General features: G+C 35.5%; 12 protein-coding genes and 1 tRNA gene. 7 read left to right on the plus strand and 6 right to left on the minus strand.

The window, feature by feature from the left end:
• Positions 1-18: 18 nt before the first annotated feature.
• Entirely contained in the window at positions 19-1,911 is a 1,893-nt protein-coding gene (locus N7Z68_RS04885; RefSeq protein WP_275117346.1) for a FapA family protein, read from the minus strand.
• A 209-nt stretch (positions 1,912-2,120) separates the two neighbouring features.
• Positions 2,121-3,080 carry a peptide-methionine (R)-S-oxide reductase MsrB gene (gene msrB, locus N7Z68_RS04890; protein ID WP_275117347.1) on the minus strand — a complete coding sequence of 320 codons (960 nt, stop codon included), beginning with the start codon at positions 3,078-3,080 and terminating at the stop codon, positions 2,121-2,123.
• Positions 3,081-3,257: 177 nt separating this feature from the next.
• Here msrB and N7Z68_RS04895 point away from each other — a divergent pair, with 177 nt between their 5' ends.
• The gene (locus N7Z68_RS04895) at positions 3,258-3,386 is read left to right on the plus strand and encodes a hypothetical protein (protein ID WP_275117348.1); all 129 of its coding nucleotides are present in this window, start codon (positions 3,258-3,260) and stop codon (positions 3,384-3,386) included.
• 68 nt (positions 3,387-3,454) lie between these two features.
• On the opposite strand, the gene N7Z68_RS04900 is transcribed toward N7Z68_RS04895, so the two are convergent.
• A complete protein-coding gene (locus tag N7Z68_RS04900) occupies positions 3,455-4,111 on the minus strand; it encodes a potassium channel family protein (RefSeq protein ID WP_275117349.1) in 657 nt (218 codons plus the stop codon).
• A gap of 615 nt (positions 4,112-4,726) precedes the next feature.
• Here N7Z68_RS04900 and N7Z68_RS04905 point away from each other — a divergent pair.
• On the plus strand, positions 4,727-6,454 hold the full coding sequence (locus N7Z68_RS04905) for a BCCT family transporter (RefSeq protein ID WP_275117350.1): 1,728 nt from the start codon (positions 4,727-4,729) through the stop codon (positions 6,452-6,454).
• A 302-nt stretch (positions 6,455-6,756) separates the two neighbouring features.
• Complete coding sequence (locus N7Z68_RS04910) at positions 6,757-8,205, plus strand: SulP family inorganic anion transporter (RefSeq protein ID WP_275117351.1); 1,449 nt, start codon at positions 6,757-6,759, stop codon at positions 8,203-8,205.
• Positions 8,206-8,438: 233 nt separating this feature from the next.
• Here N7Z68_RS04910 and N7Z68_RS04915 read toward each other — a convergent pair whose 3' ends face one another.
• Entirely contained in the window at positions 8,439-9,092 is a 654-nt protein-coding gene (locus N7Z68_RS04915) for a glycoside hydrolase domain-containing protein (protein ID WP_275117352.1), read from the minus strand.
• A 182-nt stretch (positions 9,093-9,274) separates the two neighbouring features.
• Positions 9,275-10,555, minus strand: coding sequence for an ATP-binding protein (locus N7Z68_RS04920; protein WP_275117353.1), 1,281 nt, complete (start codon positions 10,553-10,555; stop codon positions 9,275-9,277).
• Positions 10,556-10,853: 298 nt separating this feature from the next.
• Here N7Z68_RS04920 and N7Z68_RS04925 point away from each other — a divergent pair.
• A tRNA-Val gene (locus N7Z68_RS04925) sits at positions 10,854-10,929 on the plus strand.
• 372 nt (positions 10,930-11,301) lie between these two features.
• Here the strand turns inward: N7Z68_RS04925 and N7Z68_RS04930 are convergent.
• Positions 11,302-11,469, minus strand: a complete 168-nt coding sequence (locus N7Z68_RS04930; RefSeq protein WP_275117354.1) for a hypothetical protein — start codon at positions 11,467-11,469, stop codon at positions 11,302-11,304.
• A 520-nt stretch (positions 11,470-11,989) separates the two neighbouring features.
• Between N7Z68_RS04930 and N7Z68_RS04935 the strand changes: the two genes are divergently transcribed.
• From N7Z68_RS04935 to N7Z68_RS04945, 3 genes are all read left to right on the plus strand, one after another.
• Entirely contained in the window at positions 11,990-12,712 is a 723-nt protein-coding gene (locus N7Z68_RS04935) for a hypothetical protein (protein ID WP_275117355.1), read from the plus strand.
• Between the two features lie 14 nt (positions 12,713-12,726).
• Complete coding sequence (locus N7Z68_RS04940; protein ID WP_275117356.1) at positions 12,727-12,924, plus strand: hypothetical protein; 198 nt, start codon at positions 12,727-12,729, stop codon at positions 12,922-12,924.
• Between the two features lie 197 nt (positions 12,925-13,121).
• The gene (locus N7Z68_RS04945; RefSeq protein ID WP_275117357.1) at positions 13,122-13,373 is read left to right on the plus strand and encodes a hypothetical protein; all 252 of its coding nucleotides are present in this window, start codon (positions 13,122-13,124) and stop codon (positions 13,371-13,373) included.
• The last annotated feature ends 207 nt before the right edge of the window (positions 13,374-13,580 follow it).

Genomic DNA, 13,580 nt, shown 5'->3' on the forward strand with positions numbered 1-13,580 from the left:
CATCTTAGATGGTAGGTTTTAATTTGAGTTGTAGAAAATTTTAGTACTTTTAACTTTATTTGTTTTCGAGTTATATATAAGTTCAATTTCTTCAATGGGTTCTTCAATGAATAAGTTATAATTTGGAAAGCTGATTTTAGCTTGGTGGAGCTTTTCAATCGATATCTTTTTACCTGCATAAAGTTCTGGAGGTTGTCCCATATCAGTTCCAACTATACCTGCTTTAATGGTTTCAAGGGCTTCAACTTTTCCGCCGCGAATTACAGCATTTTGTCTGTTGAATACTATATCTTTACCCGCAAAAAGCGTTGTGTTAATAATACCTTCTTTTTTGATAGTGATCTTTCCATTTGTTTTAATCTGAGACGATGTAGCGGAATAAAAATCAATATTACTTTCTTCTAAAATAATCGACTCCATCTGCTGCATCAATTCATTAATGGCATATTGAATACTATGCAAAGACTGTTCAGATGTTATGGATAAGATGGATTGATTGTCCTTAAATTTGGCTAACGCATTTAAGATAATTTTCAGTTGAGGTGGAAAGGAAATCTGATGTTCAGCCATTTCCTGAATGGTTTTGTATAGTTCAAATACTTTATCGCGAATATTTTTAAACTTAGAGTCAACAAGGGTTGAAAGAACATAGCCAAAATCCATTGAAATGCCTTTTAATTCCATTGCTTGTTGTAATTGTTTCAACGCTTCCCACAACTGTTTAATGGACAGAGATAAATCTTGTGTAATTTTATACACACGACTATAAAATAAACCAAATTGCCCAGCATTTATTTTACTATTCATTACATTTCCTAAAATAATAACGTGCTGAGAGGCAGTAACTGAAGCATGATACACACTTCCGTACACGAAAATGCTTCCTGAGCTCTCTACCGTCATATGGTCTTTAATATTACCGCGAATGATAATATCTCCGCTGAAAAATATATTACCTGTTGACATATCAACGTCACCATTGACTTCGTATGTTTCTAGGATGTTTATATGTTTTACATAATGGCCGGTTACAGATGGGCGCCCTTGTTGTAGAGCAATTACTTTTCCGTCATCGGTAATTTTTATGGCAGGTTTAGCACGGACATCCAGTCGTTTTGCCTTTTTTGGCAATAAGGTTTGACCGAGTACATTATATCCTTCTTTTCCTTCTTTCGGCGGATGAACTTGAGCTATTACAGCCCCAGCTTCTGCAATCGGAATTTTAAGACGGTTCTTAAAGTCAACTTTACCGTTTACTTCTTCTATGACTTCTTCAACCTCGTTTTTAAAGAACTTCTCTACAAATCCATCTCTTGATGGAATGAGGGGGAGTCCTTCAGCAACTAGGATCCGATTAAAGGTTGGTTGCATTAACTCCTGCATAATCGCAGAAGTTTTGACTTCAATTTTTACTCCATACTTTGTGATATCCTCCAGTATTTTTGAGCTGACTTCTTCAACGTGACAAGGTTTATGGCATGGTTCCACTTCAAGTTTGAAACGTAAACTGCGTTTTTTATCTTTTAAGCGGTACTTTGTAAAAAGTTCAGGAAATACTTGTAAGTAAACGTTTAATTTATCTTCACTAATTGTAATTTGATAAGGTTTCTTTATTTTAACCGTCCACTCAATGGTATCTTTTTCAAACACAGCGATTTCTTTTTTGAGGACCTTGCCATTTACGGTCATGTAAATGTTCTCATTAGGAACAAGTACAGGTTGGCGTCCATTGGCATTAGGATTAATAATAAACAACTGGTGGTCCCTTACTTCAATAAAACCATCATCCTTTAGGATATGGTGTTCAGTTGGTTCGCTTTCAGTAGTCGTATCTATCGTTTCATACTTGCTGAAGTTTTCAATTTGTATATCTCTAATTAACTCTATAATGTCATTTTGTTTTTTGTTCATTCTGCATCACCTAAGAAATTAATAATTTAATTATATAGTATAAAAGTCTTACGAAACTACATGAAAATAGAAAAAGATCTCGCAATTTTATTTAGGATCAGAGTTTGTTAGTTGAACATAACTTCAATGATAGGAACAAATATCTTAAGAGATAGTCTAAAAATCATAAAAAAGCTGACAGGGATTGTTGTCAGCTTCGTTAGTGTACATTATTTAAATAAACTTTTATATTCCCCGTAACCTTCTTTTTCTAGATCGTCTTTATGAATAAATCTTAATGCTGCAGAATTTATACAATAGCGTAATCCAGTCGGCTTTGGCCCGTCCTCGAAAACATGACCGAGATGGGAATCAGAATTTTTACTTCTAACTTCGATACGCCTCATTCCATGACTAGTATCCATCTCTTCAGCTAGTTTGTTTTGATGAAGTGGTTTCGAAAAACTAGGCCAGCCACAGCCGGCATCAAATTTATCAAATGAACTAAATAATGGTTCACCAGAAACGATGTCTATATAAATTCCTTCTTCCTTATTATTCCAGTATTCGTTATGAAAAGGAGGTTCGGTGCCATTATTTTGAGTTACCTCGTATTGCATCGGCGTTAAAGTTTTCTTAAGTGTTTCAGGGTCTTTTTTAACCGACCAATGTTCTTTAATAAAGTGGTCACGACCTGAGCCTTTTCTGTACGTCATATATCTAAACGGATTTTTCTTATAAAAATCTTGATGGTAATCTTCTGCTGGATAAAACGGTACAGCAGGTTGAATTTCAGTAACAATCGGCTTTGAAAATCGACCGTTTTCTTCAAGGGCCTTTTTAGAGCTTTCCGCAATCCTTTTTTGCTCTTCAGTATGATAAAAAATCACAGTCTTATAGGAGTGGCCTCGATCATGAAATTGTCCGCCTGGATCAGTAGGGTCAATTTGCTGCCAAAAGATATTGACTAATTTTTCGTATGGAAAAATGGTTGGATCATATGTGATTTGTACAGCTTCATAATGTCCTGTTGTTTCACTGCAAACTTCTTCGTACGTAGGGTTTTCTTTATGCCCCCCTGTATATCCAGAGACAACTTTTTCTATACCAGGTAATTCGTCAAATGGTGTAACCATGCACCAGAAACACCCACCGGCAAATGTAGCGACTTCGAATGTATTATTTACCAAAATGATACCTCCTTCAAATAAACCTTTTATGTATGTAGTATACAAACAAAATGAAAAGAAAAACAAAGATAATGCCTGCGTTACTTACATATTCCCCCAAAACAATTGAATTCGATGAAACCAAACATTTTTTTTGTACGTATATAATCAGTAAGTAGTATTTAAGGAGTGAAGGTAATGGCAAAAGACAAAAAGAAAAAGAAAAAATCGGAAAGTGGATGGTCGTATTACGTATTTGAGATATTTCTAGAAGTTCTTTTCTATTTGCCGAAAATGATTATTCGGCTCATTAAACATTGGTCGTAAAAATTGTTAATTTGGATTTGTAAATACAAAATACAAACTTTGTAAAAAACGTTAAACTTGTTGAAATGTTACATACCTTCTTCTTCAAATCGTTTCAAGTCATTTTTATGACCGATGACAATCAATATATCGTTAAGTTCAATCATTTCTGATGGAAAGGGTGAAATATTGATATCGTTGCCTCGCTTGATGGCAAGAATAGTACAGCCATACTTTGCTCGAACGTTTAATTGGTCGAGTGACTTATTCGAAACTTTCTCTGTAGCAATCACTTCGATGATACTGTATTCATCCGATAATTCGATATAGTCGACTATCTTTTCTGAAACGAGATGTTGAGCAATCCGAATGCCCATATCTTGCTCCGGGTGTACGATCCGGTCGGCGCCAATTTTCTCTAATACACGGTGGTGATAATAATTCTGAGCTTTTACCCAGACATTAGACACTCCCAACTCTTTAAGAATGAGTGTACAAAGGATACTAGATTGAATATTATCACCAATGGCAACAATCACATAATCAAAGTTACGGATCCCAAGTGAATGTAATGCACTTTCATCTGTTCCGCTTGCAATGACACTATGAGTTGAATGATCTGTCATGTTATTGACTTTTTCCTCGTTGTTATCAATCGCAAGAACGTCATGTCCGAGTTTGTAAAGTTCCTTACACACGCTACTCCCAAATCGCCCAAGACCGATAACGGCAAATTGTTTTCTCATCTATAACTTTCCTCTTCGTTTAATTTTTTTCCTCTTAGTTAATGAAGTTCCTTTAAGTACAGTTTATTAATGTTAGTATGTGTCACCTTCTCCAAATTATATTAATAAACAAGCCAGTTTAAGAAACTTCCTAATAAATCATGCAATGATCTCTACAGTAGTAATATTTTTGACAATAATCCTGATCCCCAACTATTCGTAAATAATTGTAATATCAAAAAAAGTAATTGATAATATTATGGTTTAAAAAAATCATATCCGGGAAATAAAAAGAGGTCGAAACACCTGTAATATGGACATTCTATTACCTTATAAACTCGATAGAAGAATGTCGATTGCTTTAATTGACATTTATATAGTGATATAATTTTTGTTGCTTTGTGCTAGGAGGGGTTGTAGGAAAGAGAAAGCAGACTCATCTTGTATAAATGGAAAAAAGGTGAGGAAACGTAAGAGAAACCGATAAATGTAACCACATACGGTAATAATTAGGTTTTGTTAACTTCTTAAACAATTTATAGCTGCGGATCGTCATGTAGCAGTTATTAAGATGAAGTTTTTTGAAATTGAAGGGAGGGACCTTACGTTCAAGCATGACTTGATCGTAAGGGGAACATGGAAAAGTATACGTACAATACTAAAAAGCCAGGCAGTGTTTTTGTCATATCAGCTGTTTTAGTAAGTTTATTTGTTTTATGGGGTGTATTCGCACCTGGTGGATTAGAAGAAACAGCAAGTGATTTATTAGCAACAACCATCCAAAACTTCGGTTGGTTCTACATGATTGTTACAGCGATCTTTATTGCATTTGTTTTATTTTTAGCGATTAGTCCATTCGGTAAAATGAAACTGGGAAAGCCGGATGATAAACCGGAGTATTCCTATTATACATGGATCGGAATGTTATTTTCAGCTGGTATCGGTGTCGGGTTTGTTTTCTGGGGAGTTGCTGAGCCAGTTCTTTATTATATGGACCCACCGTATGGGGTTACTCCAGAAACGGTGGAAGCAGCTAATATGGGTTTGCGTTATGCAGTGTATCATTGGGCATTACACCCGTGGGCGATCTTTGGTTTAGTTGCTTTAACATTAGCATACGTTCAATATCGTAAAGATCAGCCAGCCCTCATTAGTTCTGCGTTTTATCCTATTTTAGGTAACCGTATTAACGGTTGGTTTGGTCGCGGTATCGATATTTTAGCCGTTCTAGCTACTTCTACAGGTGTCGCAACAACTTTTGGTTTAAGTGCGATGCAAATTACAGGAGGACTATCCTACTTAACACCAATTCCAAATAATACATCGACACAGCTAGTTGTTATCCTTATCGTGACTATATTATTTATGTTTTCAGCTGGGACTGGATTAAATAAAGGAATTCGAATTTTAAGTATAACGAACTTAACCATTGCTGCTATTCTCTTATTATTTATGATTATCTTCGGCCCAACACTTTTTATTGCTGAAGGAGTTGTAACGACATTAGGTGGATATATCTCCAATATTATCCCAATGAGTTTAACGATGACTCCATTTGCTGACAGTGTATGGTTAGGGGCATATACCATTTTCTTCTGGGCTTGGCATATTTCATGGGCTCCTTTTATGGGTCTATTTATAGCCAGAATTTCAAGAGGACGAACGATACGTGAGTTCGTCTTTGGCGTCCTATTTGTACCATCGCTTCTTGGGTTAATTTGGTTTACAGCTTTCGGTGGAACAGCACTGCACCTGCAACGAGAGACAGGAAGCAACATTGCTGAAATCGTCATGAATAATGTCGAAGTAGCGTTATTTGCAACGCTTGCCGAGTTACCGTTAGGTGCTGTAATGAGTGTTCTGTCTGTGTTGCTAATTATTATTTTCTTCATTACTTCTGCAGACTCGGCTTCATATGTATTAGGAGCTATGACTTCTAGAGGAAGCTTAGCGCCTGCATTGTATGTTAAGTTGATCTGGGGCTTATTAATTGCAGCAACAGCAAGTGTTCTCTTATTAAGCGGGGGCTTACAAGGTTTACAGACGGCTTCCATTATTGCTGCTCTCCCGTTTGCTGTCATTATGCTGACCATGGCTGTCTCGATGTTTTTAATGATTAGTAAAGACTATCGAGCCATAACAAAAAAGAAACGTACGAAACAAATTGAAACGATTAAAGAGGAAGTTCGGGAAGAAATGAAAGAAGACATCTACGATGAACTAAAAGAAGAGATGCTAGAAGAAGTTAGAGATGAAATTAAAGAAGAAGTTCTGGAAGAGTTTAAGGAAGAAATATATGAAGAAATGAAAGAGGAAATTCTAGAAGAAATTGAAACAGATGAAGGGAATTCTAAGAAAGAATAATGAGCTAAGAGACTGACATACCGTTAGTCTCTATTTCTTTTGAACTTATAATAATTAGTTAAGTTCGTTTGTCATTGAGTTCTATTTATAGCCTTTTGGTGACCTTTACCATGTAAATATGAATTTTATATGAATAAGTTAGATTTCGAAAGAAAAGGGGAGAAAACCGGGGATAAACTTGGATGAAATACGCTTACATGGATGTTTGAGTATTTTAGAAATCGTGATACAATGCACTTCGTTATGTGCGGACCTGATTTTCTAAGGAAGGAAAATCAACAATCTAAAGATAGAGGTGTAAAATGAATATCGAGACAATAAAAAATGAATGGTTTGGTAATGTGAGAGGAGATGTACTTGCTGGGATAGTAGTAGCACTTGCCCTTATTCCAGAAGCGATTGCGTTCTCCATTATCGCTGGTGTTGACCCAATGGTTGGGTTGTATGCCTCTTTTTGTATTGCTGTTGTCATTGCATTTGTCGGTGGACGACCAGGGATGATTTCCGCAGCAACAGGAGCCATGGCATTATTAATGGTTACACTTGTGGCAGAGCACGGGCTTCAATATTTATTAGCAGCTACAATTTTAACGGGTATTATACAAATCTTATTTGGTGTTTTTAAACTAGCTCGCTACATGAAGTTTATCCCTCGTTCGGTAATGATCGGATTTGTAAATGCATTAGCTATTTTAATTTTTATGGCCCAGTTAGAACAATTCGTTGATGCGACTTGGGTCATGTATGCACTAGTTGTAGCAACATTAGTTATTATTTATGTTTTACCGAGATTTACAAAGGCAGTTCCTTCTACATTAATAGCGATTATAGTCATTACTACTTTCGTTATTTTAACAGGAACAGGTGTTAGAACGGTAGGAGACATGGGTGAATTAACTCAAGCTCTTCCGATGTTCTTAATTCCGCAAATTCCGTTAACATTAGAAACATTAATGATTATATTCCCATATGCTTTAGCGTTAGCTATTGTAGGTCTTCTAGAGTCTTTATTAACTGCTCAAATTGTAGATGATATGACAGACACAGAAAGTGATAAAAATAAAGAAAGTCGTGGACAAGGTATTGCAAATATAGTTACGGGCTTCTTCGGCGGAATGGCCGGCTGTGCGATGATTGGTCAATCGGTTATTAACGTGAAGTCGGGAGGTCGTGGAAGATTATCAGCATTAGTTGCCGGTGTGTTCCTCATGATCCTAATTGTAGCTTTAGGAAACCTTGTGGTACAAATACCAATGGCGGCTCTTGTCGGGGTCATGATTATGGTTTCGATTAGTACGTTTGATTGGAACTCTGTACGAACGTTGCATAAAGTACCGAGAACAGATGCAGCTGTTATGGTCGTTACAGTTGGAACGGTTGTCATTACTCATAACCTAGCAATTGGTGTATTCGCAGGGGTACTGCTAAGTGCGATTTTCTTCGCAGGAAAAATTTCGAAAGTTAAAGTTTCAGCAGAAGTCATTAATCAAAAGAAAACGTACTATGTGCAAGGACAAATTTTCTTTGCTTCTGTGACTGACTTCGTTGCTGCATTTGACTATAAAGAAAATATGACAGAAGTTATTATTGATTTAAGTCAATCTCACTTATGGGACGACTCAGCTGTTGGAGCGATCGATAAAATTAAATATAAATTCGAACAAAATGATATCGATGTGAAGTTCATCGGACTAAATAAAGATAGTACAAACTTAATGAACAAAATTGGTGGCATGTCTTCAGGCCATTAGAGATCTTTAAGCGTAGGGTCATCCTTTTATGGATGGCCTATTTTTTTACAACAAAGGCTGACAACCTGTGAGTATGTGTTATAACAACCACGTTATCGTTTAAGGGCATGTGGGATATCTAACAAGCTATGGGAGAGGAATAGAAAACAGTGCCAGCCTCTTGAATGAGTATGATTAAAAGGGTGTTATGAAACTGCAGAAAACTATGTGGAACTCGAAATGTAAAGAAGTAATCACCACATATCATCATACAAACGTCGATCGGCTAATACGGTATCAATTGGGCATTCTTCAGCATCACGACCATATTGCCATGCCCAAACATTCGCTTCACATGGCGGTTTGGCTGGTGTAAAGCGTTGGGGGCGATTTTGTTTCGTCGTCGTTCCAGGTTCTGGTTCTGCACTCCAGAGGACAGACTGGACTTTTACTCGTTCACTATTCTCGACAGCAGTACAATATGCATCACTAAAAGGTCCTTCAAGAGGATCATGGTAAAAACCAGGTTTATAACCACTTGGATAAAAGGCATCTACCCATCCGCGGATCCACGCTTCATCAACATCAAAGAAATTTTCGATATTGGCAAAAATTCGAACTCTGGTGGGGAAGCCAAGTCTTCTTGCATGGAATATTGCATTGGCAGCTGTAATTTCACCGGTACGGTATCCAACCGCTTCTAAAAATTCATTATAAATGGGCATGACTCTAATTCCGTTCCCTCTTAAACGTTGAATTTCTTCTGATGTTAACCCATCACTTACATTCGGTATCGTTGTTAAGTATCTGCCCCAATATTCGGGCTTACCAAAGTTTTCAAGGACGCAATCATATAAGGCAGGAGTTACGGCCGCTGCTGAATCAACACCCCAAATACTTCTCGCCATCTAATCACTCCTCACTTGTTATGCGGATTTACAATTGAAGAACATCTATTTTATATCATATCGTTGGAAGTGTTGTACTATGACTAGTGAAGTGTTGTGATGTTTTGATAAGAATAATTACAGAAAAGAAAAAAGCCTGACCATAAATGTCAGCGCTTTAATTGGGAAATTTGATGAAACAATTAATAATTATTGTTGTATAAAGGAACTATGATTTGAAAAGTAGTACCTGAACCGACTTTGCTATCAACAAGAATAGAGCCTTCCATATTTGAAATAATGCTAAAACATACCATCATTCCAAGACCGGTTCCTTTAGACTTTGTCGTATAAAAAGGTTTTCCAAGACGATCTAACTCTTCTTTTGACATTCCAATACCCGTATCCATTATCTCGATAACTGCCTTGTCCTTTTTAACAGATGTTGAAACATGCAAGGTTCCGCCATTAGGCATGGCTTCTATCGCATTTTTAAAAATATTGATTAAGCATTGCTGAAGCTTGCCTACATTTCCATAGATGACCGGTTCGTCTTCAAAGGTGCTGTTTACACAGATAGAATTCAAATTAGCAAAAGGGGTAATAACTTCAATCGCTGCACTAGCAACCTGATTCACCTGAATGACTTCCTCTTCTTCTTTTTGAGGTTTAGCTAATGAGAGGTAATCAGTAATTATAAACTGGGCGCGATCTAATTCTTTAAGCATAATAGAATAATAATTTCTGTTTTTGGGATCTACTTTTTCATCACTTTGGAACATTTGAATAAACCCTCGCACTACCGTCATCGGGTTTCGGATTTCATGAGCAATGGAGGCTGCTAGTTCACTGACTAATTTCATTTGTTCCATACCTTCCATTTCCCTTTTTAAAACCATATGGCGTTGATGGTGCTCTATAAAATAAATGGCTCCCCATATCGTAAAGGTAATAAATAAAATTGCTAATGTATAATAATGAAAAATTTCAGCTATTTCTACTGAACTATAAATATGTAACAGGAGTAAGCCTGAAGCAACGATAATCATTGCAAATAAAGAAGAAAGAATTGTTCCGTATAATAATCTCTGTTTAAAGCTTCCTTTTCGGTAGAATGGAAGAAGATAGATCATAGTAATAAAAATAATACATTCGATAATCAAAAATGCGAACAGGCCATAATTAATACCGAGAAATAAACGAGAAAGAATGATAAGGATACTCGTTACTATTCCAGCAGGTAAGCCGCCGTATAGGTAACTAAGAATTAAAGGAACAGCCCGCATATCGATTAAGAAAAGGTTATTCCCTATTAAAAACGGAAACAACATACAAAAAAAGGCAGGGATACTGAAAATAATGCCAATAAGAAGCGGTTGTATGCTAAATTTATATTGTTGAAGCCTTTCAACTAAGAAAAATTGATAGAAAAAAATAGTGACTATAATAAATAAAAAATTGAGTAGAAGTTCCTCGATACCCACATGCTGTCCCTCCTTGCTGAAAAGGAAAAAATACTTACCTTTTTATTAATAATATACCTTTTTCTGGCTGTTATCTATGATATTTTGTAGTGCTGATTAAATTATTTTTGTATTCCAAATATAGCAATTAATCTAATACAGTTTCCTGATGTAGAAATACTAGAAAGATAGGGGAAAAAGGGGAGTTAGGATTAACATAAAAAAAGGAACTTCACTATTTATGAAGAACTTTTTTAAGGAGTTGACATGGCAGTCTATATGTAGTATATTTATTTTGTCGCTAATAAAACTTACTTATGATCCGTTAGCTCAGCTGGGAGAGCGCCACCTTGACAGGGTGGAGGTCGAGGGTTCGAGCCCCCCACGGGTCACCATACATATGAAGCTTAAACCCCTTGCGTAGCAAGGGGTTTTGTTGTTTTTTCAGTTCCACTACTTGACCACAATTTCCTCTTCAAACTTGCTTTGACCACATTTTGACCACATTAATTTTTATATCAGTTTATACCAATTAATTCTGTATAAAGAGTAGAATTTCAACTAAGAAAGTCTTAAGTCTTTAATGCATAGTGGACGGATACTGCGCGACAAATGTGTCATTATTTAAGTAACGGAAGCGATCCAAGAAGTAATAAAAAAATCAACCCTGTATCAATGATTACTTGGTAATCTAAGATACAGGGTTGATTTTTTAATTCAATGACTAACTGTTACTATAAATATTTAATTTAATCACCACTGTTCAATCATTCGCACAATTCTTCGTCCATTTCGTCTAACAGCTCTATGATTTTTCTCATTTCATTTGCAGCATGTTCTTTAGTATATATTTCGTCATATTCCAAAAAACTAAGCAACCGTATACATTTTAATTTCACTTCTACAATGCCCCATTTGTCAGATATGTTCTTCATTTATATTTCCTCCTTTCAAGAAAGTCATAATTAGAATAGTCGATTAGGTAATTTATATATACATGAGTTCCGTTTAGTAGATAGAAATCCTTACTTTTTTTTAATTGTGATAAAAAGGTTATGAAAGATATTAGACATAATTTAACTTTAATGGATTTTTATAATGAAAGAGAAAGACAAAAACACAGATTTATTTGTTACAACGATACTGGTAACGAAATATAATTTTTTAAGGCGGTCACTTCAAAATTGATCGTTTTTCGTATTTGACGGAAACTGTGTAACAAATATCTTCATTTTTAAGTTAGGAAAGTGATATAAGATTGGGAATGATGAGAGGCCTAAGTGGTCTCTTTTTCTGTTACAAGCCACAAAGCAATAAAGAAATTTGATATGGTGGAATTGGAATTTCTTTAAGTCAAGCGTCTATTCATGGTTCAAATGGTGGAAGGATTTTTTATTGGAAAAAAGTAGTTTGTGAGATAAACTTTTAATATAAGGAAATATATGGAGGATTGCAATGAATTTACAAGAGGGCATTGATTTATACATTCAAGCAATGAAAGATATACAAAAATCAATAAACCAACTTCAAGGAGAAAGGTTCTTAAAGAACCACCAAAAGACCTTGCTTTTTAGTCTTTTAGAGACAATCTCCAATGGAGTTTACGGAGATAGATACCGTAATACAGATAGGTTCAAAAGATTCATAATGGAGTTTTGTGAATGGGAAGACGCAGAAAGAGTGAGCCTTCAACAATTGGTATTACTTCTTGAGAATACACAAGAACATGAGTTTCAAAGATTAAAGAAACACGTTTCTAAAGGAATAGATCGTTACCCACCTGCAAGTGCAACTCCATTTAGTTGTGATTCTTCATTAAAGGAAATAAAAGACTTAATGCCTAAAGGTATTACTTCAATCATGGGTGTGGATATACACACTCTTACTCATGTAAACCTCTTGTGGAAATATCGTAATAGTTTAGTACATGAAGCAAGATCAATTGGTGCTCAAGAGTTGTTTGATCATGTTGACTATCCACATTATGTTCATTTCACAATGTTAGAAAAAGACGGTCAATGGGAAGTGTGGAAAATCTCTTACCCTATCCAATTCTTCAATAATCTCATTGAAAAAGCATTGGTAAGTGTGAGAGAGAAATTGATTGAAATGGAACATGATCCACGCAGTAATTATGACTTTGGAGAACTTTGGGTGAAGTCAAAGCAAATGAAATAGAAGGGGATAAGACAATGGACTTAATTTTAAAATATTTTGCCGGTCCTTTAATAGCTGCTGCACTCACGACTTTTTTCGTTTGGTTAAAAGAAAGTAAGAGTGAGAAAAAACAAACATTTACAAAAGTAACCTATGAGCAACTTACAAAGGTGTACAATAAATTGTTCATTCTTTATTACAAATACAATCATCTTGGAAATCAAAGAGGTTGAAAAAACCTATGACGTTACACCAGACGGGAAAGAATTAACACGTCCTGTACCCTCAATTGAGGGTTTCGATCCTTGGAACAAGTTAATTAAGGGGTTCAATAGACAGACAAGTTTATTTTAAAAAAACTACAAAATTATTTACCAACTCTACTACTATTGATGATTATGTTAAGGTAAAAAGAGAAGGGGGCTTTAAAATGAGAGTTCACTATATTGAAGGTACATTAGAAGAAATTAAAGAAAACAAAAGAAGTTATAGTGTTGACAATCTATATGTGCGAATTGGTGAAAAAATAAAGTTAGGTTTAACATTGTGCGAAGTAGTTGATATTGTACACTACCCTGATGAGTTTGGCGAATATAGAGTAGATGTTTTTGTGAAAGTAATAAAAAAACTCCCTGAAACATTTTGGGATAGAAACTTATTGGATATATTTAAAAAGAAATGAAGCACAGATTGTGAAAAGTACTTATACTAACGGGAGCTTATTTTGAAGAAGGAAACCGTAAAAGAAACAGAAGCAATTGCTGCGCAGCATTCCTGTAGTGCGTTAATTTTGACTTTGAAAAAAATAGAGCCCCTCAGTAAGATATGAGTATAGACACCACTCTAAAACTCAACCTTAAGGAGGAAGCTCTTATATGAAGTTTAAAAT

It is taken from the genome of Alkalihalobacterium chitinilyticum (genome assembly GCF_029028005.1).
GTDB lineage: Bacteria > Bacillota > Bacilli > Bacillales > Bacillaceae_F > Alkalihalobacterium > Alkalihalobacterium chitinilyticum.

Excerpts from the sequence above, each read along its gene's own strand:
- N7Z68_RS04885 (WP_275117346.1), bottom strand. The coding sequence starts at position 1,911 with ATGAACAAAAAACAAAATGACATTATAGAGTTAATTAGAGATATACAA.
- N7Z68_RS04895 (WP_275117348.1), top strand. The coding sequence starts at position 3,258 with ATGGCAAAAGACAAAAAGAAAAAGAAAAAATCGGAAAGTGGATGGTCG.
- N7Z68_RS04900 (WP_275117349.1), bottom strand. The coding sequence starts at position 4,111 with ATGAGAAAACAATTTGCCGTTATCGGTCTTGGGCGATTTGGGAGTAGC.
- N7Z68_RS04905 (WP_275117350.1), top strand. The coding sequence starts at position 4,727 with ATGGAAAAGTATACGTACAATACTAAAAAGCCAGGCAGTGTTTTTGTC.
- N7Z68_RS04910 (WP_275117351.1), top strand. The coding sequence starts at position 6,757 with ATGAATATCGAGACAATAAAAAATGAATGGTTTGGTAATGTGAGAGGA.
- N7Z68_RS04915 (WP_275117352.1), bottom strand. The coding sequence starts at position 9,092 with ATGGCGAGAAGTATTTGGGGTGTTGATTCAGCAGCGGCCGTAACTCCT.
- N7Z68_RS04930 (WP_275117354.1), bottom strand. The coding sequence starts at position 11,469 with ATGAAGAACATATCTGACAAATGGGGCATTGTAGAAGTGAAATTAAAA.
- N7Z68_RS04935 (WP_275117355.1), top strand. The coding sequence starts at position 11,990 with ATGAATTTACAAGAGGGCATTGATTTATACATTCAAGCAATGAAAGAT.
- N7Z68_RS04940 (WP_275117356.1), top strand. The coding sequence starts at position 12,727 with ATGGACTTAATTTTAAAATATTTTGCCGGTCCTTTAATAGCTGCTGCA.
- N7Z68_RS04945 (WP_275117357.1), top strand. The coding sequence starts at position 13,122 with ATGAGAGTTCACTATATTGAAGGTACATTAGAAGAAATTAAAGAAAAC.